Origin of the sequence: Nodularia spumigena CCY9414 (assembly GCF_000340565.2) — a bacterium.
In the GTDB taxonomy this organism is placed as follows: Bacteria; Cyanobacteriota; Cyanobacteriia; order Cyanobacteriales; family Nostocaceae; genus Nodularia; species Nodularia spumigena.
In genome coordinates this window covers 1,986,695-2,013,169 of the sequence record NZ_CP007203.1, presented here as the reverse complement: position 1 = coordinate 2,013,169, position 26,475 = coordinate 1,986,695, and the positions used below count along the sequence as shown (strand labels likewise).

The window sequence follows — 26,475 nt, the reverse complement described above, 5'->3', positions numbered from 1 at the left end:
TGCTAAATTAAGCAAAATAAATATTATTAATATTTACTCTAACATTAGATAGATACATAAATATGAAAAATTATTTTCACATTTATATCTATGAGAAATTACTCTAAATATAGTTGTATAAATCCGAAGCAATATTGCAGATATTACTTGAGATAAATCAGTAAGTTTAATCCTGGAATAGTGCGAGAAAGAGTCCACAAAACCAAAGTAATATAAAGTATACCCAAACTCCACTGATACCAAGCAAGTGTGGCAATAATACCTGGTAAATGTTCATCTCGCAGGCGAATATCGTTAAATCCTAACCTGACTAAGTTGTTGAGGCTAAAGTCGTAGTAATTTAACCAGTTCCAACGGCGGTTCCATAACAAATGCATATATCGTTCGCGGAATGTCTGATTTCTGGGTATGACTGGTAATCGCCCAATTAATAATCTTAATTGCCGAAAAGTACCGTCTTCTGTAAAATAAGAAACGTCCATTAAATCGTGATAGCGGCCTTGTTGGTAAAGTTGAATTAATAAAATTACTGGTACGGGGATAATAATTATTAACAGACAACCGAGTGTTAGCCAAGGCTGTTCAGCATTACGGAAGATGGCTAATAAGCTAAAGAGTGTTAAAAAGCTAAAACCAGCTAATATCCATGTAGTTTCATAATATGTGGGAATAATTGGCACTGGATGTAAGCGACGATAGCGATCTACTAGCCAAAATAGCCAGCCGAAATAAGCGATCGCCACTCCGCCCACGCCAAACACTAACCAAAAGCTGGTACCATAGCCACTAAGCAACAATAGTACACTCAAAGCCAACCATCTTGCTGCAAGTAATAGCCAACCACCAGGGGAAAGAGGTTCAGCAACCACCAGGCGATCGCTCAATTGATTGTATGTTTCTAAATCGATATCTGCTAAACTTAATAACTCACTGCTATTGCGAAATAATTTGCTCATCCGACGATTGGCGATCGCATCCGCTTGAATTGCACTAAAACCCAAATTAATCAAAGTTTTGCGGGTAGCACTATTAATATTCCCATCCACCAAACCATGACTTAATTCCCTCAATCGCAGTTTTTGTTTTGTATACTCCAACTGATTAGCATCAGCTATTTGCTGCTGCTGACGGAAATTTTGTCCCAAATTACGCAAAATATTTTGATTACCTTGAGAAGTAGGAACACGAAACATTTTCCCAATTTCGCCGGGATTCCCTAAAATTTTCCCTTGGTTAGAATTAAAACTTAAACCAGGGACATTTAAAAAAGCCTCTTTCGCAAACCGCGCATCACTAAAATCAGCTTGGTTAAAAATACTAGCACCGCTTAAATTAACCGCTTGGTTAAAAATTGCATCTCGAAAAATTACAACCTGCTCAAAAATAGCTTCTGTGAAAAAGATATACTGATGAAAATTCGCCTTAGTAAACTGTGCTGTCTCAGCAAAGCGTACACTAGAAAAATCAGCATTTTTTCTCCATTGCGCCCGACTAAATTTAGCTGATTGCTTAAAAATAGCTTCATTGAATTGAGTAGACTCTTCAAAAGTGCTATCTTGAAAATCAGCCGTTTCCTGAAATTGCGCTTTCTGAAAATTCACCTTGTCGAAAAAAACACTCGTCTGAAAATTACTCAATTGCCGAAAATTAGCCCCAGTGAAACGTACAGAACGACTAAATCGAGTTTCCATCCAGTTAGTTGGTTGTAAAAAAATGGCATTTTTGGCATTCACAGGCTGAAAAAAGAAAGTATTCGGGAACTGTACCTCCCCATTGAAGCGAGTTTTTACCAGAATTAAAGAACCACGAAAAATGTTAATTTCACTAGATGCACTCGGCTGACTTCCCAAAAGTGCGCGACAGTCCTTAGACTTAGGTAAAGCGATATCTAAAGACTGCAAACAAACAAAACGCAAATGTTCCAGTTGTGCTTGTTCACTGCTCGTCAAAACAGGAGCATAGACACCTACAGACTGCTCACTAGATATAACGGGCGCGTAGAGAGGAGTTCTCAAACCCAAATCACTACCCACAAAATTCCCCTGAATCAGAGAATTACTCAAATCTAAACCCAAAGGCTTTGTCCCCGACCTTTGTAACTCCTTTCGCAGCACCTGATAAAAATTATCCCGAAACTCCCCATTCTCCGGTCGCAAATCAATCACCATCTCCCGTAAATCCACAGTCAAATTACCCTCACGGATAACCGGAGTATGCAAACGTTCCTGTAACAACTCCAGACTTAAAGAAGTGCGTTCTGGTTGACTTGAACTAGCCCCAGCAGGTGCAGAAAAGAAAAGCCATACAACGCAGACATAAATAACAAAGTAACGCAGAGATACCCAAAACCTGACCTCCGCGCCCCTTTGCGCTGACCTCCGCGCCCCTTTGCGTTTAAAAAAAAATTCAATCACTCATCACTCATCATCAGAACAACCTTACCAATCATTCCACCGGATTCCAAAACTTGATGCGCCCGAACCGCTTCCGCCAAAGGAAACCGATGACTAACCTGAACTTTCAACTTACCTTCATCCATCCAAATAGCACACTGTTCCAGAATTTCCCCATGATGCTTCAGACTCTCCTCCAAACCTTGCAACATTGGAGTCAGCATTAATTCTAACCCAATGCGGAGATTGCGTAACCTTGCCGCCTTCCAAACAGTATCAGCCGTTGGTTCCAGAATCGTCACAATATCGCCATATACCCGCACAGCCGGAAAAGTTTTGTGAAGAGTTTCGCCACCAACAGTATCAAAAGCTAAATCCACACCTTCACCACCAGTCCAATTTAAAGCCGCCTGGACAAAATCTGTGTCTTGATAAAAAATCACCTCATCAGCACCGAGTTCTTTAACAAAATTAGCCTTTTCCTGAGAACTCACAGTAGTGCAGACAAAAGCACCCTTAAGTTTTGCCAATTGTATCGCCACATGACCAACACCACCAGCACCAGCATGAATCAAAACCCGTTCCCCAGGTGCTAACCTTCCCCGTTCATACAAAGCTTCCCACGCAGTAATTAATACTAGAGGCGCTGCTGCTGCTTCCGCAAAAGAGACTGAAGCAGGTTTACAGGCTACAAACCTTTCATCAACAACCGTATATTCAGCGTAATTACCCTGATGTGCGCCCAAACCACCATAGCAAAAATATACCTCATCACCTACGCGAAATCTTTCAACACCAGCACCCACCGCCTCAACAATTCCAGCACCATCACAGCCCAAAATTGCCGGCATTTGTTCAGGGTAAAAAGTGCCGCGCTGACGGAGTTTCGTATCAATAGGATTAACACCAGCCGCTACTAAACGGACTAAAAGTTGAGTATTTTCTAAAGGTACAGTAGGTTTTGGCACATCCTGTAATTGCAAAACTTCAGGACTACCAGCTGCTGTCATTAAAACTGCTTTCACAAATATTTCCTCCCAGATGCACAGTTATTTGCAACTTTAGCGCAATCAGGAGGACAAACTCTTCCTTATTTCTCTGTGTACTCTGTGCCTCTGTGGTTAGTTAATCTAAAATACATATCTTACAAAAGCATATTTAAATTAAGTCATGATCTAATGTATTTCTGTAAAATCCTGGTTGCGTAGGGGCGCAAAACCTGACACCCCTTTAGCATCGTAGACAAATTCACTTTTTCTCGGAACTCGTCATACCTCTAGCAGCAATTTCCTTACCCAAAACTTCCACAGCTTTAGCAAATTGAGGATCTGCGAGTGTAGCTAATTTTTCACGCTGCTTGAGCCACAATTCTTCACGCTGTTCATCCGACAAGTCCACAGTCACATCAGGGCCAACCCCGTGCTTATTAATATCTTTACCACTGGGAGTATGATATTTAGCAATTGTCACCGCTAAACCGGAACCATCTTCTAAGGGACGCACCGATTGCACTAAACCTTTACCGAAAGTTTGAGAACCCACCAAAACAGCGCGTTTATTATCCTGCAAAGCTCCTGAGAGAATTTCGCTGGCGCTGGCTGATCCTTTATCAACTAAAACCACCAGAGGTTTATTCGTCAAAGCACGTCCCCTGGCTACTTCCCGCTCTTGTTCACCCCCCCGGTCAATAGTGGAAACAATTGTGCCGCTATCCATCCACATCCGAGCAATTTCTACACTTGAGTAGAGTAAACCACCAGGGTTACCACGTAAATCCAGAATATATCCAGCTACCCGTTTCCTTTCTAAATCTCTGATAGCGCTTTGCATTTCCCGGCTAGCATTGGCGCTGAACTGATTCAGGCGGATGTAACCGAGTTTACCTGCTGGAGTTGGTTTTTCAGAATACTTAACTGGATGAATTTCAATGCGGGCGCGTGTGATTTGAAACTGTTTTTGTTGACCGTCCCGTTCCACTGTCAAGTTGATTTTCGTTCCTGCTTCACCACGAATCAAGGATACCGCCTCATTGGTATCCATCCCTTCAGTGCTTTTACCATCAATTTTGATGATGACATCTTTCGCCAAAATGCCCGCCTTAAATGCGGGTGTATCATCAATGGGCGAAATCACTACAATCTTCTTCGTTTCTTCATCTTGACTGATGGTGATGCCAATACCTGTGAGTTCCCCAGAGGTATCCACCTGCATATTTTTGAACTCTTGTGGGTCCATAAACCGGGTGTAGGGATCATCCAGCTTTTTCAGCATTTCCCGGATGGATGTATAGGCATCTTCCTGACTACTGTAGGACTTGCCTAAGTACTCCTTCCGCACAGCCAGCCAATCCACTTGATTAAAAGTCTCATCTACATATTGGCGCTGAACAATTTGCCAAACTTCGTCTACTAATTCTTTGGGACTTGCTTTAAATAAAGCCTGACCTCGCGAGTGAATACCCAGGCTAGTAACAGCAATTGTGGAAAGCGTCACCGCCGTAGCACCCAAAACAAGTCTACTTTTTGTAATGACCATAATGACAGCTGCGTCAGAGGGAGGAATATATCGTCAGTATGCCCAATCTAACACAGGGTTACACTGTACAAACCAACCATGTGTTACTAACTTCATTAAAATACTTGACAATCCGGGGATTAAGAGGAACGGGGGCAGGGGGCAGGGGGCAGGGGAGAAGAGGAACGGTTGTTAAGTAACCGGAAGTTTAAAGTAATTTCTCACTCCCCCTTGCTCCGGTGCTCCCTGCTCCCCTGCCTCTTCTATGGTTCTACCCAACGTCCATCAGCCTTAATGAGGTTAATTAATTCCTCAACTCCTTGGGCTTCTGGGACTTTTTTAATTTCTTCTCGCCCACGATATAAAGAAATGTAACCTGGTGTTTTACCAACATAACCATAGTCAGCATCTGCCATTTCTCCAGGGCCGTTGACAATGCAACCCATGACGGCTACATCCAACCCAGTTAAGTGTTTGGTGGCTTCCCTAACTTTGTGTAAAACTTCCTCTAAATTAAATAAAGTCCGCCCACAAGAAGGACAAGCGACATACTCAACCATTGTTTTCCGCAGTCCTAAAGCTTGCAGAATGCTGTAACAAACGGGAATTTCTTTTTCTGGTGCTTCTGTCAGTGACACGCGAATTGTATCGCCAATACCATCAGCTAATAATGTGGCAATTCCGGCTGTGGATTTAATGCGTCCATATTCACCATCACCAGCTTCTGTGACACCCAAATGCAAGGGATAATCCATACCCAGTTCATCCAAGCGTTTAGCCATCATCCGATAAGCGGCTATCATCACCGGCACTCGTGAGGCTTTCATGGAAATTACCAAGTTCCGGAAATTTAAAGATTCACAAATCCGAATAAATTCTAAGGCAGATTCTACCATGCCTTCTGGGGTGTCACCGTAGGTAAATAGCATTCTTTCGGCGAGAGAACCATGATTTACACCAATTCGCATGGCTTTACCTTGATCTCGCAAGGAAACTACTAAAGGTTCTAGAGTTTCGCGGATTTTGTCGCCAATTTCATCAAATTCGGTTTTAGTATATTCGCTTCTATTGGAGTTGGGTTTCTCGAACACATACAACCCCGGATTAATTCGCACTTTTTCGATATGCTTGGCGACTTCTAGGGCAATTCTCATGCCATTGTGATGCACATCGGCGACAATTGGCACATCTTGGTAAGTTTTAATTAATCTTTGTTTAATTTCCGCCATCACTTTGGCATGAGCCATACTTGGTACTGTGACGCGGACAATTTCACAGCCGATTTCGTGTAAACGACGAATTGCTGCTACTGAACCATCAATATCAAGAGTGTCCTCGTTAATCATCGACTGTACCACCACTGGGTAGTTACCCCCAATTGTGACATTTCCCACTTTTACAGGTCTGGTTTTACGCCGTTTAATTTTGGTGTCAAAGATGGGTTGATCTGCGGTGGTGTCAATGGTTGTAGGAGTTGGCAGAGTTTGCATAACCTAATTAGGTAAATTTGCTGTAGTTAAAATATCAAATTGAAAGTCTCTTTCTTTCAGATTGCCACAGTCAGAGCATTTTTGGGCGATGAGAGGGCAAAAGAGCAGATAAAAAATGAGATTAAGCAGCGATCGCTTGCTTATTGTGTGACAAAAAATACTATAAAACAAATTCAGAGGCGATCGCACTTAAATTGAATAACGAACGGACAAGAACAGAAAAACGCCAAGTCAAATAATTTTAGATGAATAATCACATAAAAAATAAACATGATGCAGGGGAACACCCGACACCAGCAGCAACCAACATTACCCCAGCAGATATAGAAAACGGTATTTGGAAAGTAAACCCATCGCATCCCTGACTTAAACCTCCTCCGCGTACCTTTGCGCTCACCTTTGCGCCCCTTTGCGTTAAAATCCTGATTGCTGTAAATAACCTTGAGGATCTTCAGCCACCCAACCCAAATCAGAGCTAGAGCGCATTTCAAAATGGAGGTGTGGCTGATTCCCGGTAGGCTCTCCAGTAGTGCCTACAGTTCCGAGCAAGTCACCCGCATTAACTTTTTGACCAACAGAAACCTGAATATCACCAAGATGGGCGTAACGGCTTTGGAGACCGCCACTGTGGTTAACGATGACCAACTGGCCATAAGTCCCCTGCTGTTCAGCAAACACTATAGTTCCCGGTGCGATCGCTTGTACAGAACTACCCACAGGAGCTATAAAATCCACACCACTATGGAAAAACACTTCAGCAGTAGTAGGATGAATCTGCCAGCCATAAGGAAGTGCCACAGTTGCCACTGACTGCAAAGGATACCCAGAAATGGATATAGGCTGACTATCAGCCGGCGCACCAGAAGCAGTTAAAAGGCTACTGGGCGAGACATTTCCTACTGGAACAAAGACAATTCTGGGGTCTTGTTGGCAACCATTGATTTCAAACAGTGTATCAGCACGAACTTCATATTTTTTTGCCACTTCTCGCCAAGTTTGTCCGCTAGCCACTTGGACAACAAATCCATTGTAGGGAGGAATTTGCAACTGGCTACCAACAGTAACGTTGCCGTTTTTGACAGCAGGATTCATGTCCATCAGCGTTGTCGGCGTGAGATTGTAGCGCTGTGCGATGCTCTCCAAAGTTTCACCACGATTAACTTGATGGCGTTGGAAACGAGACAAAGCGGGAGTTGGACAACTTGGGGCTGCATGGGCGCTGCTGGAGTTGAGAGGTGTGGATGTTAAACCGACAGCACCAACTAGGCTACAGAGCAAAAGTAGACGATAAGGAAAATTCATATATAAAAGTCAACAGAGCCTAACTTTAGATTTTAGTTGGGGAACGAGGTTGTGGGGAGTTTTCATCAGACATCTGGAGACAAAGAATGTAGAGACGTTCCATGAAACGTTTTTACAAGGACTCAACGAAGATCCATATTTAAATTCGACCGATGTCTATTTAGTGACAACAAGTCCAGATTTATCTGTGTTCAACTGCCTTTACCCGTTTTGTCAGGAAAATATTGTCTTTATTGTATGTAAATTTATCTGTCCACTTGCCCTTTGCTTGACTACACTTAGGAATTAGCAACTGCACTGCGTTGTCTAAACGTAATCATTATGAACTTACCTTTAAAGCAACTAGCTATTTATTTATCTCTACTGGCGATTGGTAGTGGTGCAGGTGTGTTGGGCAGTAGTTATCTTTTGCCACACAATCGCTCGTTCAAAGAATTAAGAAATATTACGGTGTCATCTTCTCCAGAGTCTGTGGTTCCTAATCCTGTAGGCGGAGCTATTGGCGCTACTAGGGGTGATAATCTGAATTTTATTGCTTCAGCAGTGCAGAAGGTTGGCCCGGCGGTAGTCAAGATTAATGCTACTCGTAAAGTTCCCAATCCGATCTCAGATGCTTTGAAAAATCCCCTCTTGCGGCGCTTTTTTGGGGATGATGAGGAACCAATTCCTAAAGAAAGGATTGAGCGTGGTACGGGGTCGGGATTTATTTTAAGCGAAAATGGTCTATTGCTGACTAATGCTCATGTGGTGGCGAATACAGAGACTGTGCAAGTCACTCTCAAAGATGGTCGGACTTTTAAGGGGAGAGTGGTGGGAGTTGATCCCATTACAGATGTCGCTGTGGTGAAAATTCCCGAAAATAAATTGCCCATTGTGAAGTTAGGCAATTCACAAAATTTAATTCCAGGACAATGGGCGATCGCTATTGGCAATCCTTTAGGTTTAGATAATACTGTGACTATCGGCATTATCAGCGCCACTGGTCGCACTAGCGCTCAAGTTGGTGTCCCAGATAAGCGAGTCAGTTTTATCCAAACTGATGCAGCCATTAACCCTGGTAACTCTGGCGGCCCTTTGTTAAATGCCCAAGGTGAAGTTATTGGTGTTAATACAGCTATCCGCGCCGATGCTCAAGGCTTGGGCTTTGCTATCCCGATTGAAACTGCGGCTCGTATTGCTAATGAACTATTTACTAAAGGACGTGCAGAACATCCCTTTTTGGGGATTTCAATGACAGATTTATCTCCTACCACAAGGCGAGAGCTTAATCAAGAAAAAAATCTCAAGATTCAACCGAAAACGGGTGTTGTGATTTCGGGAGTTATGGAAAACTCACCAGCAGAGGAGTCTGGGCTACTTCCTGGAGACGTGATTCAAAAAATCAATGGTAAACCAGTCAAAACAGCAGCCCTAGTCCAGAAGCAGATTGAATCCAGCACAGTTGGGGATATCCTGGAAATTGAAGTTAACCGCAATGGTAAAATTCAAACTTTGAAAGTGGAATCAGGTTCCTATCCTGAGAAAAAGTAAGTAGTTGGGCGATTGACTAATGATTATTAGACAAATGCTCCAACTGCATCCTTTGCTCCATTTGGCGGAGGAAGTATCCTGTCATCATCGCCGATGCTAGCAGCCCAGCTAAGTTATCCCTATCTGTGGTAATCTGCACGTTGAAATTTTCTGCGGGGAGCATTCCCACTAGCCCTTGGACGTTTTGCGAAATTATATGCTTAATTTCCGGACTGACGGACTGGGCGACACGGGCTAGAACTTCAGGAGGCTGATGCTGTAAATATTTGAGTAACTGATTCGGATTTTCCTCAAAATGGTCGTTCAGAAGCTGATTGGGATTTTCCTCGGAGTTGTCATTCAAAAAGTCAGGGTCAAACACCATTGGCAAATTTTAGCTTAGTTGCTGATTCTACTCTAAACCATAGTACAAGCCTATTGCATTCTCTATTGGTATAGGTTGGACTTTAATCTAGGAAAGCCCTGTCTATGTCTACAACAGAGAAATTCTGCATCAAAAACTTTTGTGGATGAGATTCTGTTTAACTCGCAGGTTTTACTTCTTCTTTGGGTGTGAGGTCTAGTTCTAGCTGTTCTTCTTTGTGGCTATATTCTAATATTTGGGGCAGTTGTTCAAGTTGAAAATACTGATGAAATTTCGGTGTGACTTGTAGGGAGTAGGAGCGAGACTCATTGTCTCGGCGTTTCCGCACAAAACCGAGTTCCACCAGTTCCGGGACGTGTTGATATACTCCTGAACCGCGTAGTTCAATTAAATCGCTTTGGAGTATGGGGTTATTTAAGGCGATCGCAGCTAAAGTCCTTAATGCACCTAGTCCTAATTCTACAGGAATCAGCGTTTGTACTAAGTCCTGAAAATCAGACCGCAGTTGCAAACTATAACCTGTGGGAGTTTCTACGACTTCTAAGGCACTATCTCTGTGAGCATAATTATCCATTAGCTCCATTATGCCTTCTTCGACTGTGGCGCGATCGCACCCTGCATACTCGGCTATTTCGCTCAGAGATAAGGGTTTACCTTTTAAATACAGAATCGCTTCTATCTTTGTTGCTGTAGTCATTAGTCATTAGTCATTTGTCATTTGTCATTGGTCATTAGTCATTGGTCATTTGTCATTGGTAGAATATCAGCTTTGCCAATGTATTCTAAATCAACCCGCCTACTTATAAAATCAACAAAATTCCGGCTCCCTCTCCTTACTAAGGAGAGGGTTGGGGTGAGGTTCTATCCTCATTCTCGGTTACTGAGGATAAATTCGGCGATCGCTAAATCTTGTGGAGTGGTAATTTTTAAATTAGTCTCTTCTCCGGGGACAATTTGGACTTCAATTCCACATTTTTCAAATAAAGCCGCATCATCAGTTACTTCCCAACCTTGACGCACACCTTGGGCGTGACATTCTTTCAATAACTTGACATTAAACCCTTGAGGTGTTTGTGCTGCCCACAATTGCCGTCGGTCGGGTGTGCTTTGAATAATGCCATGATCATCCACAACTTTGATTGTATCTTTCACAGGTACAGCCGCAATTAAACCAGAACATTGGCGGATAGCTTCGGCGCAGGAGTCGAGTAAATCTGGTGTCGCCAAACATCGTGCGCCATCATGAATTAATACGTGTTCTGCGGTGGCTGGGAGCGCCTGCAAGCCATTGTAAACAGATTCTTGACGGGTGTCCCCCCCGGCAATAAATTCCACTGGTTTAGTCAAATTTAAATCAGCAATAATGTCTTTAAATTCAGGCCAATCACAAGGTTGAGAAATAATCCCGATCCACTTGATTGTACTGGCTGCTGCCGCCGCTTTGAGAGTCCAAGCAATGATTGCTTGCGATCGCACTTCCAGGAGGAGTTTATTACGGGTTCCTCCCATTCTTTTGCCGATACCCGCCGATGGAATGAGTAAATACACAGAAAACCTCAAGACATTAATGACTAATAATATAGAACCTCACCCCAACCCTCTCCTTAAGTAAGGAGAGGGAGCCGGAATTTTCTTTACTTTAGTTAAATAGGGAGTCAATCTAAAATCCCAAATCCCAAATCTCAAATTGTTTGACTAATGACTAATGACTATATTCACCTAAAATAAGGAGCGAGTACGCGTCAATAAATATTATGCGAGTAGTAGCCCTTGTTCCTGGTGGAATTGGCGACCAAATTCTTTTCTTCCCAACACTAGATGATTTAAAGCGTAATTACCCTAACGCTCAGTTAGATGTCGTTGTGGAACCCCGGTCAAAGGCTGCCTACCGGGTGAGCAAGTCAGTTAATGATGTTCTGAGCTTCGATTATAACGACCGCAACAGTTTGGCGGATTGGAGCAATCTAGTTGGCACGATTCGCGATCGCGAGTATGATGCCGTCATCACTGTGGGACAAAGCTGGTTAATGGGTCTTTTACTCTGGTTAACGGGAATTCCTACCCGCGTTGGCTACCAAGGCAAAGGCGCAGGTTTTCTCACTGATTCTGTACCATTCCAAGCAAACAAGTATGTGGCGGCAGTTTACCACGATTTGCTGCAACCGTTTGGGATTAAAACCCCTTGCCGAGAATTAGCAGTGAATATACTGAAGCCAGATATTGAGTGGTCACAAAATGAACAAAAACGCTTGGGGGTAAATGAAACAGGCTACATATTGATTCATGCTGGTTCTAGTCAGGTAACTCCAACAGATGTGGATAAACTCTACCCCGTGGAAAATTGGCAGCAAATTATTCAAGAATGTCAGCAAAAGCAGCCAGATTTACCTGTGGTGGTGATTCAAGGATCTGAAAATGACCCAATTAGGCGATCGCTCCTAGAAAGGACTCCCGGTATCAAAGTGACTTATCCTACTAATATTGGCAAGATAGCGGCCATGATTGGCGGCGCAAGTTTGATGTTATCAACCGATGATCCACTACTTCACCTCAGTGTGGCAGTGCAAACTTATACTATTGCTCTATTTGGCCCTACAGATCCAGCAAAGTTGTTGCCAAAAAGTGATAAATTTCTGGCGATTAAATCACCGACAGGTCAAATGGCGGATATTTCACCCCAAACCGTTTTGGATAAAATTTGGGCTGGGTGAACCAGTGCTGAGTGCTGAGTAAAAATAACATCCACAGTGCTTAGGGACTTCCAAATAAAAAAACACTCAACCACTTAACGAAAAAAACCTCACTTCGACAAGCTCAGTAACCACTCAAATCCTCTTAACTCTGTGTCCTCTGTGCCTGGAGTGGTTCGTTTATTTGGATAATTTATTTATTAGAAGTCCCTGAGAAAAACCTTCCACTCCGCATTAAGCACTATTTAAACTACTTACATCATTTCTAACTAGATGACCATCTTCCATGTAGATAATCCGGTCAGCGATATCTAAAATGCGGTTATCGTGGGTGACGAGCAAAATTGTACAGCCTTGCTCTTTGGCTAATTTTTGCATAATTTCCACCACATCGCGCCCCGATTGTTTATCCAGTGCAGCAGTGGGTTCATCGGCTAAAACAATTTTAGGCTGACTTACCAACGCACGCGCGATAGCGCAAGCGCTGACTTGTCAGTTCGCTACCCGTTGTTTTTGTCCACCAGACAAATTATCCGGATAGTAATTCAATCTTTCTCCCAAACCCACTGCTGTAAGCATTTCTTGTGATTGCTGGAGCATTTCCTGGGGCGAAATTTGCGGTTGCACTTCCAAACCCATCCGCACATTTTGCAGTGCTGTTAAACTACCATGCAAATTATGAGCTTGAAATATATAACCATTACTTCGCCGCGCCTGTGTTAATTGTTTAGAACTAGCACCACATAGTTCTCTGTCTAAAACTCGCATACTACCAGATTGGACAGAACGCAACCCTCCCACTAAAGTTAGCAGTGTCGTTTTCCCAGAACCAGAAGGCCCTGTCATAATCACAATCTCACCGGCATTAATTGTGAGATTGATATTGAATAAAACCTGCTTACTGAGTTGACCACTACCAAAGTAATGATCCAGATTTTCAATAGAGATAACCATCATAGGAATAGTCATTAGTCATTAGGAAATTACCGTCTTCTCCCCCCTGCTCCCTGCTCCCTGCCCCCCTGCCTCTTCCCCCCACTCCCTAAAACATATCCGCAGGGTCAGCAGATTGTAATCTCTGAGTGGCGATAATTCCCGAAATAGTACACATAATTATTGTTAGCAATTAGGACTTACGCAAGAACTCTCTGAAACCCTCTTAACTTCGTGTCCTTTGTGTCCTTCGTGGTTCGTTTTTTCATAATTTTGCGTAAGTCCTGGCAATAACACAAAGACTGCCCTGAATAAAGTCATGTATATCGGTAAATTTGTGGCATTGCGAGCCAAGCGATAAAGTCCCAAAGGTACAACAAATCCGGGAATAAAACCCAGAAAAGCTAAAATAATGGCTTCTTCAAACAATACTGTAGCCAAATTACGAGGGTTCAACGGCTGTAGAAGCATTGTGAATACGACCAACAGAGGTAAGCTTGGCAAAAATCTGGGCGTTGAAAATAGGCTCAGGCTGTTGCGGAAGCATTTTTAACATTTCCCGAACATATCGAAAACCCCGACAGTAAGCCTGAAGATCAACAATGCCAGAACCGGGATTGTTTTCACGAAACTGAGCTAAAAGATCATGGGATAAATTGACGATGAAAAAAGAAAGATTGGCAGCATTAGTTACCGCAGTTTGACCTCTATTCATAAAATCTTCCAATCCCCAAAATTGTTTGGCATCCCGGAAATTAAATTCGATTTGGAAGCGCAGTTTATAGTAGTCGATTATTTTATCATCAGATAAAGTTAGGTCACTAGAAAACAAAATTACGTGACTGGGAGCATTAGTTTTGAGATTGGTTTTCACCAAAATCACTACATTCAACAGTTCTGTAGATTAATGATTAATTATGATAATCCCTGGACAAAAACTTTAAGGTGGCTCGGACATCTTCTCCATAGACTTCATGGTATTCCTGATAGGCTACGCCACTGCGGTCATCAACAACGCTGTAAAGCATTAATAGCGATTTGCCGCGACCGCACCGGGATCAGCCGCCCATCAGCGCCTGGGCGAGTCCGATGTAGAGCGGTATTCCCAAGGCAAGCGCAACTGGCGTGCCGACGGCTGTGGACGCGCCGATGTAGGCGGAGGGATTAGCCGACGGGATACCGGCTCGTAAAGTGGGTGGCCCTGAGATGTCTGAACTGGAGGCGGCGATGACGGCCAGGATCACAACGCCGCCAAGGCTGAATCCCGTGGTGTAGTGGGCGATCATGCCGAAACCGAAGGCGATGAACCCATGCAGTAGAGGCGCTACAAAGGCATATAGGGCATACCACTGGCCGACCCGGCGCAGCTCGCTGATCCTTGCGGTGGCCTCCATGCCCATTACCAGCATCAGGATCGAAAGCAGGCCGCGGAAGAGGGGATTGAAGAAGCTCTCATAGACACTTTCCGGCCGGGTTAGCAGTCCTAGAGCGAGGCCGAGTAACAGTGCCGATAGGGCAGATCCCTGGAGGCTTTCCTTCACGATAGGCCATATTTTGACCCGCTCGTGCTGCTTGCTGGGATACCCGCGTGCGATAATAGCCTGCTTGCTGGAATACTCCTGCTTGCTGAGATACTCGTCTGCGGTATCGCGCTGCTTGCTCGTATAAATGCTGGCCAAGACGATCGCAGTTACCAGAGCTGGGATGTCCATGAAGGGATAAAGTGCGGCAGCCCAGGCCTCGTATTCGATGCCTTCGGTTTCCAGTATCGTCAGGGCGGCGGCGAGGGTAGAACCACTCACGGCACCGAACAAGCCCGCAGTTGCAATGGCATCCACAGTTTTGACTTTCGGCAGCTTGGCCAACGTGTAGCGCCCGATGAACACGATCAGAATCCCCACTACCACGGCGAACACGGCGGGCAACAGCATCTTTGCTAGATCGGCATTGCGGATCGCAATGCCGCCGCTCAGTCCGACTTTGATGAGCAGCATGAAGACGATGAACTTATAGATCGCATCTGGAATTTGCAATCGGCTATTGACGGCGGCAACAACCATACCGCCAATCAGAAAGCCGAGTGTCGGGGACTGCAACTTCGCCAGGAAGAGCGTCAAGAAATCGGATAAAAAATCCATGTTGTAATTCCTCTTTGATCAGATATTAGGGGTCAGGACGGCGGGTATGTGCTTGAGTTTATCTTAAAAATTACACAAATTTGCGATCGCTATACATGGATCTACTAAGTAATTTCAAATTCAACTCATAAGTTTTTCTTTTAGTCTCAGAAAACTTGTATATTTCTGGTCAATGTAAATTGCGATCATAGAATTTTCTCTATACATTGTTGTTATCAAGAAAGGCTTTCTATGACTGCACTTCCCAAGCTGCTCCTCTGTTGGATGGTGAATCGAAGTTTGATTACTCTACCAGTGGACGGTACTGTAAACGGCAGATTACTCGTTCCTAATTTCCCCTAAAATCTGATCTTAAATGGTGGTCATAGCGTCAAAAAGATAAGCGTTTTTTATATAATACTTCCGTTAATCTGAGTCAATCTTTCTCAACAGAGGCTAGTGGATTCGTCGATCTTTGACATAAGATTAAATATATATTTCAAAACAAAACCATAAAGTCTTGTCTTGAATTGTCACAACAAAACGCATCAAGAGGTAACATACATGACCCAGCAAGCCAGCAAGCTCGTCATCGTCACGGAAAAGTTGCTGCTAAAACAGATCGCCAAGATCATCGACGAAGCCGGGGCTACCGGTTATACAGTGGTGGACGCTGGCGGTAAAGGCAGTCGCAACGTGCGCTCGTCGGGACAAACCACCGTTTCCGACACCTACTCGAATATAAAGTTCGAGGTGCTTACCCCCAATCGGGATATGGCCGTGAAGATCTCAGATGAGGTCGCAGCGCAGTTTTTCGACGATTATTCCGGCATCGCCTATCTCTGTGACGTGATGGAGGTACTGCACGCGCACAAGTTCTGAACTCAAAACCCCAGCAATTCTCATTTTGGCAAGAAGCTGTTCAAGCACTGGGAATCTCGGTATTGTAATGACATCTGAGAGATCCAAGACAGCTAGAGCGGTTGCAAGAACGGGGTTTGTTCGACACCATCGTCGGTTCGTTTCGCCAGCGTTTGTCGTCGCTACCGGACAAACGCACGGGCAAAAATACTCGCTACGGGATGGAGGATGCCGCTTTTGCGTGAAAACAATCCCGGTTCTGGCATTGTTGATCTTCAGGCTTACTGTCGGGGTTTTCGATATGTTCGGGAAATGTTAAAAATGCTTCCGCAACAGCCTTAGCCTATTTTCAACGGCCAGATTTTTGCCAAGCTTACCTCTGTTGGTCCTATTCACAATGCTTCTACAGCCATTGAACCCTCGTAATTTGGCTACAGCATTGATACAAAAACAGGTTTTTAACTTGCATCAAAGTCTCCCCTCTCCTTGTTAAGGAGAGGGGTTGGGGGTGAGGTTCTTAAGAAAAAATCTCAAAAAAGGCATCATCTAAGTCATAACCGAGCATTTGCGCCATAGACTTTAAGCGCGATTGGCTGGGGATACCTTGTTGCTTGAGCCAATCACCTAAGATAAAAATTTTGTGCATGAGAAATATTTCTAAAGCTTCAGGGTTATATTGAATACCTTCTTTAGCGCTGAATTGGTGTGGTACAAGCATGGCTGTATAACGAGCAAATTCTCCAGATTTCCAATCTAGTAAAAATGGTAACCAGGGATACTTGGCATCCAAACGCACAAACCACAGCCTTAACTCTGGAATTTCGGAAAATTCGCGGGGATCTCCAGGTTCTAAAGCGTATTTTATCTCAAAACTCAGTTGCTGTTCGTGAGATGCGATCGCTCCTTCTTCCAGCAGTGGCGAAATCACCGTCAAGGCTGGTGAAATATCTAAATTGTTAACGTAGTCAGTATCGAGTGTGATCGTGATTGTCATCGATTCCGCAGCCACTTTACTTTATGCTCAACAGTAGGATCGAGAATACACACTACCAGCTTTTGTGGGTTTAATGGAACATTTACACCCAGTTAATTCTTGACTTTATCTGGATTCGCCTAATTTTGCAGACATCACACCTACCTAAAGTTGGACATTTGCCACAATTTTAAGTTAAAGTTGTAATGAGTTTGTTTAAGATGAAAGTGTAATCAAGCAAACGCCAACCAGCAACAGACAATTATCACCTGAAACTGTAAATTCCGCAGCAACACAGGTACGGGCAAAATAACTAATGTAACATTCTTACATATCAAAAGAACCAATAAACATTGAAACGGGAAAATCCCCTTATAGTTAACCAACTTAACTATGCAAAATCCATCGATATCTCCAAAACCAATTCGTTCCCTAGAAGATGCCCTTGAGCGGTGTCAACAGCTAGGTATGCGCGTCAGCCGTCAGCGACGCTTTATTTTAGAACTGCTATGGCAAGCCAATGAACATCTTTCTGCTAGAGAAATTTATGATCGCCTCAGCCAGCAAGGTAAAGAAATTGGTAACACTTCTGTCTATCAAAATTTAGATGCCTTATCAAATCAGGGCATCATTGAATGTATTGAACGCTGTGACGGGCGTTTATACGGTAATATCAGTGATTCCCATAGTCACGTCAACTGTATAGATACTAATCAACTTCTTGATGTTCACATAGAACTACCAGAAGAATTAATCCGTCAAGTTGAACAAAAAACAGGAGTGCGGATTACTGAATACAGTGTTAACTTTTATGGTTATCGCAATTCCCCAGACAAACCGTAAGTCTTTAACCATTTATTAGATATCTGGTGACAAAGAATGTAGAGACGTTGCATGACAAGTCTCTACAAGGGTGATGTCAGGCGCATATTTGAATTCAGTCGATGTCTAATTGAGCAACTTCTAATTTAATTTATTCTTGCGTTTTGTTAACCAATGCCTAATACTTAAGTTTATCTAATGATGAATGCCACCTATGGGAATGGTCATCCATGTATTCAGCTGACCAAAACAAGTGACAATAGGGGGGGACTATTCTGAGCATCAAAACTGTTTGTGACTGCGAAAAAACAGGCCTTGTGTATTTGTTGATACTATGAGCAATAGACCCCTAAGATTATTGTTAATTGACCAAGACCCCATATTCCGCCTGGGACTACGGGTAGCGTTGTCAGCATTACCTGATATCCAAGTGGTAGCGGAAGCAGAAACAGATACAAGGGCTTTGCAGATACTAGCAGAACTGGCTCAAAAAAACCCCAACCAAGTGAATTTGGTGGTTTTAGAATTAGGTAATGGTCGCTCCATCTCCAGTCAGCAGAACGGTTTACAACTTTGTCAACAACTAAAAATTCAATACCCTCAATTACCGGTTTTGCTCCTGAGTTCGGTGCAAGAACCAGGATTATTGTTAGCAGTTAAAGCTGCTGGCGTTAATGGTTATTGTCCTAAAGGTACTCCGATTTCCCAATTAGTCGCTGCTATGGAAAAAGTAGCAGATGGTGGTTCTTATTGGTTTCTTGAACAGCGAAGGGTAGAACCAACTACTTACCCCATGACCCCATCACCGAGCCTACCCCTGGCTAGGGTGCGGAAAAATTGGTATTTGTCAGGAATTGGTTACATTGAGGCGGCTTTAGCCGAAGTTACGGCGCAATTACAAACCCCTGGATTACCATTAATAGATAGAGCCGTTTTCGCTGGACAACGACGAGAATTGTTAGCAGCTCGTTGGTTGCTGACTCGGTTATTAGTTTCACCACAGGAAATACAGTCCGAACAGCCGCAAGAATCAATTTCTGCGACTCCGAAACCGCCTGTAATTTCAGCCTTAAGTAATGCCATTGTGCCATTAGAGTTACAACAGCAACCAACTTCGCCGCCTCTACTTAGTCCGCGATCGCTACAATCTGATTTATTCTCATTATGTGTTACCAAATTACAATCCTCTTTACAAAACGTCACAGATGTAGCTTTAGAAATTGACATCTTTCGTGAAGATAAAAAACGGGAATTACTGTATATAGTTCTGCAAAAACTAGCTCAACAACTTGATGAACTGCGTCTCCCTCAAATCACAATTGCTCAACTAGAAAGTTTAAAAGACAGCATATTATATGACTTATGGCAATCAGCAATTACAGATTTCTTTGGTAAATTTTATCGAGTACAAGTAAGTAATCAGAACATAGAAGTCGTTAATTTATTGCTGCAAAATTATCGAGTTATCCAAACAGAGATTTTCAATAAAATTCCCCTAGTTGTAGAATTATTTTCTTATTTGGTATTTCAGACAGATTTGCACATTGATAATACCTGCTACTCAGCCGGTAGCCCGGAAGCGAAATCCCAAGCATTAATAATTTTAGAAAATTTATTAATTCAAGTAGCCAATGGTGTAGTGCAACCACTGCTCAACTCTTTAGCAGATGTGGAAGAAATTAAAGAAAATTATTATGACCGCAAATTAATTTCCACAAGAGAAATAGAACGCTTTCGTAATGAGTTGTCATGGAAATACCGTTTAAACAAGTATATCAATGAGCCGAAAGCCATGTTTGAAAGTAGCTATGAGTTATTTGTCTTAGCACCGCGTGGAATTGCCAAAACTTCACTTTATGCTCCGCGTAGTCAGGAATTAGCCCAGCTTTCTGGTATTCCCCTATTAGTGACATTAACACTAGAATTTCGAGATGCGATCGCACCCCGGTTAAAATCATTATTATCTGTAGTAGGTAGCAGTATTGTTTTCCTGCTCACAAAAATAGTGGGTCGGGGTTTAGGTTTAATCGGTCGTGGTATTCTGCAAGGAATTGGTAGCGTATCCTTTACAGAAAAGAACTTCAAGCGCCATAGTGAGCGACAAAAGTGAGGGGAGTAGGGAGTGGGGAGTAGGGAGTAGGGAGTGGGGAATGGGGAGTAGGGAGTATCAAACTTTTGCAAATACAGCACATCTCATCTAAGTAGTTACACAAGGGCGGGCAGTCCTTACCCTCCCCACAAGATTTACTCCGGCTCCCTCTCCTTACTAAGGAGAGGGCTGGGGTGAGGTTTCATGAGGTTTCACAAATTCCAGTCACGGCGAAAATGAAACAAGCCTTCCAGAAAATCTTGTAAACCAAAATTGCTATTTAACTTTTCCTTACCCCACTCCCTAGCTGCATTTTCGATAATTTCTGAAAAACTGGGATAGACAGCAGATAAATTTGCTAACTGTTTAACCCTAATTTTTTGAGACATCGCCAAAGCAATTAAATTAATTAACTCTCCAGCTTCCGCCCCTAATATAGAAGCACCCAAAATTTCCCCATTGCGGAGTACAATTAATTTACATATACCTGTAGTTTCGTCCCGCAGTTGGGCTGCTGTAACTGATTTATAATATTGTCGCAAAACGAAAACTTCATCTAATTTAAATTGGCGTTTTGCTTGCGCTTCAGTCAAACCCACTTCCGCCAACCTGGGATGAGAATTTAGCCCCCAAGGAATGCACTGATAATTAACCCTTAATCTCGGAAAAAACAGGGCATTTTTGACTGCAATTCTAGCTTCATAATTCGCAACATTAGGAAAATCATAACCACCAATTACATCACCACAGGCATAAATCCGGTGGTTAGTGGTTTGTAATTTATCATTGACAACCAAGCGACGCTGCCGCCATTTTACGCCCACAGCCGCCAAATTGAGAAACTCAACATTTGGTTCCTGGTCAGTTGCGACTAAAATTTCATCAGTTTCAATTGCTTTATCTCCCGCCTGAACCCACTTTTTATCCTCAATTAATTTTACTTGAGTTACTGGTTTCTGAGTGAGAACACGCACACCATCAACTTCTAACTGTGCTTGCAGCAGGTGGGCGATTTCTGAGTCAGCGTAGGGCAGAATAGATGCAGATTTAACTGCTAAAGTTACACTACAACCCAACCGCGCCAAGGTTTGAGCAACTTCAATACTTTGGGGAACACCGCCAATAATTACCCAATTTTGGGGTAAACTTGGTTGCTTGAGACACTGCCAAATATTAGATAAAGTTAAGTAGCCAGTGGTTTGTAATCCTTCGATGTCTGGAACGCCTCGCACAGAACCACTAGCTAATAAATAGGTACGCCCCCTTAGCAGGCGTTGATTTACCGCAAAGGCTAAATGGGGTAAAGATTGAAATTGACCACTGCCAAGAATCACATCGACACCCAAGGCGGCTAAATTGGCGGGAGAGTTCTGTTCTTGAATATTGGACACAACGCCGTCAGTATACCGCTTGGCTTCTGTCCATGTCACAGATACTTGACATTTGTCTGAGTTCTTCGCTTGTGTGCTGTGAATTCCCAAACCAGCTACATCATTCATGTTATGGACGATGTTGCCAATTTCGCTCATAGCTTGGTGTTGACTAAACTCATAATTTACTTGAGATTCCACCAAAGCAACTGTAGCCTTGAGTTGGGTTGCAACTAAGGCTGCATAGCGTCCGGCTAGAGTACCACCAATAATTACTAAATCATAATCAATTGTCATTTGTCATTGGTCATTGGTCATTGGTCATTGGTCATTTGTCATTGGGACTGAAAAATCAAAAAACATGACAAATTTTCTTGTGGGATGGGTGTCCCTACCCGTCCTTTAATCAGGGCGGGCAAGATGCCCACCCCACAATATGGATAATTTATTTCTTGGAAATCCCATTGGTCATTGGTCATTTGTCAAATTACAATATGCATCTTCGTTGAACCTTTGTAGAGACGTTGCAGTTTTACGTCTCTAGATTTTTTACAACGTCTCTACGTTATTTGTGGGATATCGGTCTACCTTCATCAGTTATTGAAGATAAGGCTGTTAATAAACGTTGGTTATCAGCCTCGGAACGGACAGCAACTCGGAAAAAGCGATCGCCTAATTCTTTAAAACTCAGGCAATCACGAATTAAAATTTGGTGATGCTGGAGTAATTTTTTTTGTAACTGCAAAACCGATTGTTCTGATTTCACCAGTAAGAAGTTAGCAGCGCCCTCTAGAGGCTGTAAACCGGGAATTGAGGCTAAACCTTGAAAAAGTTGGTTTCGTGCCGGTGTTAGCCATTTCCAGGTGAGTTCTTGAAACTCTTGGTCTTGGACGGCTGCAACTGCTGCGGCTGCGGCTAAGGTATTTACAGGCCAAGGATCGCGCCATGATTGCCATAGAGAAAGACGCTCAGGGTGAGCGATCGCATATCCTAATCTTAGTCCCGGCAGACTGTAAAATTTCGTGAGCGATCGCAATACTACTAAATTTGGATAGTCCTGTACCACCCCAATTAGGCTTTGTTCCGCATCAGGTGGCACAAAATCCATAAACGCCTCATCCACCACCACCAAAGCGTATTCCTCCAAATAAGGCAAAATCGCCTCTCGTGAGAATAACCTCCCCGTGGGATTATGAGGATTATTCAGCAATAATCCCGAACTTGCGGATGGAGGAAGAGGCAGGGGGGCAGGGTGCCGGGGGCAGGGGGGAAGAGGCAGGGGGGCAGGGTGCCGGGGGCAGGGGGTAAGAAATTTTTCCATCTCATTTCCCATTCCCCATTCCCCATCTAAAGAAAGGGGAAACTCCAGAATTTTAGCGTTGTATGCCGTGAGGGTGCGGTAATAATCGCCAAAGGCTGGAGTAATTAACGTTGTTGCGGATAAGTTTGCTAACTCTCTACCTGCTAAAGTCAGTAATTCTGCTGAACCATTCCCTGGCAAAATCCACTCAGAAGGTAGTTGATGAAAGCGACCCAGAGCAAGTCTTAGGTCACTGTAGTCTGGGTTAGGATAGTGTCTAAGATTACCAACTTGAGAATAAATAGCGGCGATCGCACTCTTTGGTGGCCCCAATGGACTGATGCTGGCAGAAAAATCCACAATAGCTTCAGGTGGACAACCAGCTAGTGCTGCTGCCCAAACTAAATTTCCGCCGTGAACTGGTTGCCGCATCAAAAAGAGGTCTCCTAAAATGTGATCTATTCTTTTACTTCTTTGGGTTCTTTTGGGGGTGCAACCTTTTCTCTAAAAAGCTTACCAGCAGAGAAAGCAGGAACCCTGGTGGCAGGGATTTCCATCTTTTCATTGGTTTTGGGGTTACGACCTTCACGAGCCTTGCGTTCGCGAGATTCAAAGGAACCAAATCCGACTAGCGTGACTTTATCGCCAGAAGAAACAGCTTCGATAATCGTTTCCAACGCCGCAGTTAACACAGCATCGGCTTGTTTTTTGGTAACACTAGCCTTTTCAGACACAGCATCAACTAATTCACCCTTGTTCATATCAAACTCCTTGATGTTTACTTGAGATTCTTTACTGTTGCACTCTGTGGCATCTTTAATTAATTCTCCAAACAGAGAATTACAAAAGTCGTCCTTTGGAAGTATTTACATAAAAAATGGCTGTACATCCCATCGGCTCGACTTTTCAATGAATCATTCTAAGGTGTTGTAGCCTGAAGTGGATAGATGAAACCATTAATTTATATAGATTTCAGGATTTTTTGTGATTTTTCAGTGTTTTTTCACGAGAAATTATACATAAACTTGCAAAAATACTGATGAAATGCCCTGGCTGTCAATTTCAAATTTCCAAATTCCAAAACAAGAAATAGATAAAACCCGCACTTCGACAAGTGTTACAGTGAGCTTGTCGAACTGCTCAGTGACCACCGACGCGGGTTTGAAATTCAGAATTTCCTATTAGTCCGCGCAGGCGGACTTGGTTTGTCTAGCTGCGATTTCTCAGGGTTCCAGGGCTACTTATCGCCTCGGCGCATTCAACCCACGACGCTCAAGCATTTGCCGTACCTCTGGGCTGGGGGTGTAATTATAGCCATAAGCCGAGTTCTCAGAGTCATCCATAATTTGAGGTGTGAGTAGCACAATTACCTCCTGACGCTGATTTTGTCTGTTTGTTCTTCTAAACAGCGAACCAATCAGAGGAAGATCACCCAAAATAGGAAGCTTAGAAACACTTGTTCGGTCTGACTCTTGAATGATACCTGAGAGAATTAGGGTCTGACCATCTCGCAGGCGAATAGTACCAGAAGTCAGCGAACGTGTAGAAACCAAAAATATTCTTTGGCTACCACTACCACCCAAATTTATTTCGGCTGGAGCTTGAGGAGATGAAACACTTGGGGACACAGAAAGGGAGACAAAACCATTATCATCTATTCGGTCAACTTTCACAGCTAGAGTTAAACCTACGTTTACTTTATCAGCTGTAACGGATTCTGAAGAAGTGCCATCACCACGAGTTATTTCCCTAATAATATTACCCACAACTTCTTGAGTTAATCTAACGTCAGCCGTTTGACCTTCTTGCACAATTAAAGTGGGGTCAGTCAAAATTTTGGCATTGCCATTTTGGATTTGAGCTTGCAAACTCGCAAGAAGACGTTTAGGGTACTGATAAAGTGATGGAAGACTAGTGATAATTGACCCTGGGGTTCCGAGAGTAGTTTGAGTCGTTGTAGTAGCAGGACTACCAGGGCTGGTGAGATTACCTTCAGCATCAAAAGTCGGAGGAACAGCAGGAACATCAGTGATAGTGGTGACAGTCGGTGTTCCTTGTGTGATATTCCTAATCCCTGTCTGAAATGGATCGGATGAAACTCCACTAAGAGGACTGGGAAAGATCGCAGCACCTCCAGGTCTATTTTCAGTTATTCGCCCTCTATCAATAACTACTTGACCCACGCCAGTTCCAGGGACAGCGATGGGGTTATTTGGGTCAACAAAACCCGAAAATCCTGAATAAGGATTTGGGATAACTGTTGGGGTAGTTAAACTGTTAAGTGCTTGAGACTGACTAGGAGGATTAACACCACCAAAGTTCAGCGCTGCTGCACCACCGTCACTAACAAAGAAGTTATTACCAATACCAAAGGAAAAACTGGCATTCTGGTCTTGAGTATTTAAGAGGTTAACATCAATAATTCTGACGTTAACTGCCACTTGACGACGGCGAAGATCAAGCGGCACAATTTGAGACATCGCAATTTCAACTAACTTAGGCTGACCAATCAATGTAATAGTATTGGTTCGCACGTCTCCTGATACTTGTAAACCTCGCAATATGGGAGTTGAGTCAACAAATTTAATTCGTTGAGCCGTAAGTTCTGTATCTTCAGTTTCTTTTTCTTCTGAATCTTCTTCGCCGATTACCGCTGTAGTAACCCTAGTTGTCTTTAGTTCAGCATTGACAGCACTTTCTGCTCCCAAGTTAACTAAAACCCTTAAAATGTCTGGTACTGCTGCTTGATTCAGTCTCAGGTTACGTACTACAACATCACGAGTAGAATTAGGCAGTTTAGGCCCCACAAAAATCGTGCGTCCACTGCGATTAGCTTCTAAACCACTCAGGCGCAAAACGTAGTTAAACACATCTTGCACTGGCTCGTTTTCTATATCCAAAGAGATTGTTTGATAAACTATTGGTTTAGCTTCATCAGAACTACCCCCAGAAGCTTGCTGATTTGGCTTATCATCATCTTCTCCTCCTGCATAAGCCAAATTCATCCCAGCCGCACGAGCCAGCAATGACAAAACCTCGCGGACTGGTGCATCTCTCAATACTAAACGGGGTACACGTTCGTTTGTGCCTAAGTCAATGGTGGTAGGAGACGCATCTGTATTAGAAACAGAGATATCTCCCACCGGTGGGGCGACGGCTCTGGGTAAAAAAGGCGGCGCTTGACTCACAGGTTGACTAGGGCTAGCTGGTGGCGCAGGTCTGCCGTCAATGGAGATTTTTGGGTTAGGAACCAGAACATCTGGAGTAGATGGGGCTGGAGTTGAAGCCGAGGGTGTTCCTGTTGAGGCTGTAGTTGCAGATGGCGTAAAACTGAGAGTAATTTCATTGGACTTTCGCACCAAAGGTTGACTGGTGGGGACGTTATTACTACCAGTCACCATTACCCGGATACTATTGGCATCCAGTTGCATAACTTCCACCGAAGCAATTCCCGCCGCCGGGTTATCTTGGCGAAAATTATTGCCTTGTGGTAAACGCAATTGAGTGTTAATAATATCTGAGACTAAAGCATTACCTCTTTTTGTGGTGAAAACTTGGGGACGCGACCCGGAAGAAGTTTGCAAAACTACGCTCACTCCCCCATTAACTGGATTGAGCTTCACCCCAGTTATTTGAGCAATTTGGGCTGCTGCTGGTTGCGCTGCAATAAATGCAAAAGCAGCAGCGCCTAAGATCACACCATTACCGTGAAATTGTTTCACCGTTC

General features: G+C 43.4%; 20 protein-coding genes and 4 pseudogenes. 7 read left to right on the top strand and 17 right to left on the bottom strand.

From position 1 onward, the window contains the following. Nucleotides 1-143: 143 nt before the first annotated feature. The 4 genes from NSP_RS08980 to ispG all read right to left on the bottom strand — a co-directional run bounded on the left by NSP_RS08980 (nt 144) and on the right by ispG (nt 6,397). Nucleotides 144-2,414, bottom strand: a complete 2,271-nt coding sequence (locus NSP_RS08980; RefSeq protein ID WP_006195369.1) for a pentapeptide repeat-containing protein — start codon at nt 2,412-2,414, stop codon at nt 144-146. Then, nucleotides 2,411-3,418 carry a zinc-dependent alcohol dehydrogenase family protein gene (locus tag NSP_RS08975; protein WP_006195368.1) on the bottom strand — a complete coding sequence of 336 codons (1,008 nt, stop codon included), beginning with the start codon at nt 3,416-3,418 and terminating at the stop codon, nt 2,411-2,413. The genes NSP_RS08980 and NSP_RS08975 overlap by 4 nt, the downstream gene beginning before the upstream one ends. Nucleotides 3,419-3,641: 223 nt before the next feature. Then, nucleotides 3,642-4,928: a carboxyl-terminal processing protease CtpC gene (gene ctpC / locus NSP_RS08970; RefSeq protein WP_006195367.1), complete on the bottom strand. Its 1,287-nt coding sequence runs from the start codon at nt 4,926-4,928 to the stop codon at nt 3,642-3,644. Between the two features lie 242 nt (nt 4,929-5,170). Continuing rightward, nucleotides 5,171-6,397: a (E)-4-hydroxy-3-methylbut-2-enyl-diphosphate synthase gene (gene ispG / locus NSP_RS08965; RefSeq protein WP_006195366.1), complete on the bottom strand. Its 1,227-nt coding sequence runs from the start codon at nt 6,395-6,397 to the stop codon at nt 5,171-5,173. Between the two features lie 39 nt (nt 6,398-6,436). Here ispG and NSP_RS26800 point away from each other — a divergent pair, with 39 nt between their 5' ends. Beyond that, nucleotides 6,437-6,595: a hypothetical protein gene (locus NSP_RS26800; protein ID WP_198138095.1), complete on the top strand. Its 159-nt coding sequence runs from the start codon at nt 6,437-6,439 to the stop codon at nt 6,593-6,595. Nucleotides 6,596-6,811: 216 nt separating this feature from the next. Here NSP_RS26800 and NSP_RS08960 read toward each other — a convergent pair whose 3' ends face one another. Beyond that, on the bottom strand, nt 6,812-7,699 hold the full coding sequence (locus NSP_RS08960; RefSeq protein WP_006195365.1) for a LysM peptidoglycan-binding domain-containing M23 family metallopeptidase: 888 nt from the start codon (nt 7,697-7,699) through the stop codon (nt 6,812-6,814). Between the two features lie 321 nt (nt 7,700-8,020). Between NSP_RS08960 and NSP_RS08955 the strand changes: the two genes are divergently transcribed. Then, nucleotides 8,021-9,229, top strand: coding sequence for an HhoA/HhoB/HtrA family serine endopeptidase (locus NSP_RS08955; RefSeq protein ID WP_006195364.1), 1,209 nt, complete (start codon nt 8,021-8,023; stop codon nt 9,227-9,229). A gap of 16 nt (nt 9,230-9,245) precedes the next feature. On the opposite strand, the gene NSP_RS08950 is transcribed toward NSP_RS08955, so the two are convergent. The 3 genes from NSP_RS08950 to ispD all read right to left on the bottom strand — a co-directional run bounded on the left by NSP_RS08950 (nt 9,246) and on the right by ispD (nt 11,141). Next, nucleotides 9,246-9,593 carry a DUF760 domain-containing protein gene (locus NSP_RS08950; protein ID WP_006195363.1) on the bottom strand — a complete coding sequence of 116 codons (348 nt, stop codon included), beginning with the start codon at nt 9,591-9,593 and terminating at the stop codon, nt 9,246-9,248. 157 nt (nt 9,594-9,750) lie between these two features. Continuing rightward, entirely contained in the window at nt 9,751-10,290 is a 540-nt protein-coding gene (gene scpB, locus NSP_RS08945; RefSeq protein ID WP_006195361.1) for an SMC-Scp complex subunit ScpB, read from the bottom strand. A gap of 170 nt (nt 10,291-10,460) precedes the next feature. Continuing rightward, complete coding sequence (gene ispD / locus NSP_RS08940; RefSeq protein ID WP_071839288.1) at nt 10,461-11,141, bottom strand: 2-C-methyl-D-erythritol 4-phosphate cytidylyltransferase; 681 nt, start codon at nt 11,139-11,141, stop codon at nt 10,461-10,463. A gap of 206 nt (nt 11,142-11,347) precedes the next feature. Here ispD and NSP_RS08935 point away from each other — a divergent pair, with 206 nt between their 5' ends. Continuing rightward, nucleotides 11,348-12,304 carry a glycosyltransferase family 9 protein gene (locus NSP_RS08935; protein ID WP_006195359.1) on the top strand — a complete coding sequence of 319 codons (957 nt, stop codon included), beginning with the start codon at nt 11,348-11,350 and terminating at the stop codon, nt 12,302-12,304. A 213-nt stretch (nt 12,305-12,517) separates the two neighbouring features. Here the strand turns inward: NSP_RS08935 and NSP_RS08930 are convergent. The 4 genes and pseudogenes from NSP_RS08930 to NSP_RS08915 all read right to left on the bottom strand — a co-directional run bounded on the left by NSP_RS08930 (nt 12,518) and on the right by NSP_RS08915 (nt 15,354). Continuing rightward, nucleotides 12,518-13,240: pseudogene (locus NSP_RS08930) on the bottom strand (DevA family ABC transporter ATP-binding protein). Between the two features lie 85 nt (nt 13,241-13,325). Then, nucleotides 13,326-13,657 (bottom strand): annotated as a pseudogene (locus NSP_RS26245) (hypothetical protein); the annotation flags it as partial. Nucleotide 13,658: 1 nt separating this feature from the next. Beyond that, a pseudogene (locus tag NSP_RS08920) lies at nt 13,659-14,108 on the bottom strand (transposase); the annotation flags it as partial. A gap of 166 nt (nt 14,109-14,274) precedes the next feature. After that, nucleotides 14,275-15,354, bottom strand: a complete 1,080-nt coding sequence (locus NSP_RS08915; RefSeq protein WP_006195355.1) for a sodium-dependent bicarbonate transport family permease — start codon at nt 15,352-15,354, stop codon at nt 14,275-14,277. Nucleotides 15,355-15,897: 543 nt separating this feature from the next. Here NSP_RS08915 and NSP_RS08910 point away from each other — a divergent pair. Both NSP_RS08910 and NSP_RS25230 read left to right on the top strand, forming a co-directional pair. Then, nucleotides 15,898-16,215 (top strand): P-II family nitrogen regulator, encoded by a 318-nt coding sequence (locus NSP_RS08910; protein ID WP_006195354.1) that lies wholly within the window; start codon nt 15,898-15,900, stop codon nt 16,213-16,215. 219 nt (nt 16,216-16,434) lie between these two features. Further along, nucleotides 16,435-16,620, top strand: a pseudogene (locus NSP_RS25230) (IS4 family transposase); the annotation flags it as partial. A gap of 91 nt (nt 16,621-16,711) precedes the next feature. Here the strand turns inward: NSP_RS25230 and NSP_RS08905 are convergent. Beyond that, nucleotides 16,712-17,188 carry a CRR6 family NdhI maturation factor gene (locus NSP_RS08905; RefSeq protein ID WP_006195352.1) on the bottom strand — a complete coding sequence of 159 codons (477 nt, stop codon included), beginning with the start codon at nt 17,186-17,188 and terminating at the stop codon, nt 16,712-16,714. Nucleotides 17,189-17,560: 372 nt separating this feature from the next. Here NSP_RS08905 and NSP_RS08900 point away from each other — a divergent pair, with 372 nt between their 5' ends. After that, nucleotides 17,561-18,010: a Fur family transcriptional regulator gene (locus tag NSP_RS08900; RefSeq protein ID WP_006195351.1), complete on the top strand. Its 450-nt coding sequence runs from the start codon at nt 17,561-17,563 to the stop codon at nt 18,008-18,010. 313 nt (nt 18,011-18,323) lie between these two features. Continuing rightward, nucleotides 18,324-20,099 (top strand): DUF3685 domain-containing protein, encoded by a 1,776-nt coding sequence (locus tag NSP_RS08895; RefSeq protein ID WP_006195348.1) that lies wholly within the window; start codon nt 18,324-18,326, stop codon nt 20,097-20,099. Between the two features lie 191 nt (nt 20,100-20,290). Here the strand turns inward: NSP_RS08895 and NSP_RS08890 are convergent, their stop codons facing one another. From NSP_RS08890 to NSP_RS08875, 4 genes are all read right to left on the bottom strand, one after another. After that, complete coding sequence (locus NSP_RS08890; protein ID WP_006195347.1) at nt 20,291-21,745, bottom strand: dihydrolipoyl dehydrogenase family protein; 1,455 nt, start codon at nt 21,743-21,745, stop codon at nt 20,291-20,293. A 268-nt stretch (nt 21,746-22,013) separates the two neighbouring features. Beyond that, nucleotides 22,014-23,180, bottom strand: a complete 1,167-nt coding sequence (gene cobD, locus NSP_RS08885) for a threonine-phosphate decarboxylase CobD (protein WP_006195346.1) — start codon at nt 23,178-23,180, stop codon at nt 22,014-22,016. A gap of 26 nt (nt 23,181-23,206) precedes the next feature. Beyond that, nucleotides 23,207-23,509, bottom strand: a complete 303-nt coding sequence (locus NSP_RS08880) for an HU family DNA-binding protein (RefSeq protein ID WP_006195344.1) — start codon at nt 23,507-23,509, stop codon at nt 23,207-23,209. 480 nt (nt 23,510-23,989) lie between these two features. Next, nucleotides 23,990-26,470 carry a type IV pilus secretin family protein gene (locus NSP_RS08875; protein ID WP_006195343.1) on the bottom strand — a complete coding sequence of 827 codons (2,481 nt, stop codon included), beginning with the start codon at nt 26,468-26,470 and terminating at the stop codon, nt 23,990-23,992. Nucleotides 26,471-26,475 lie beyond the last annotated feature (5 nt).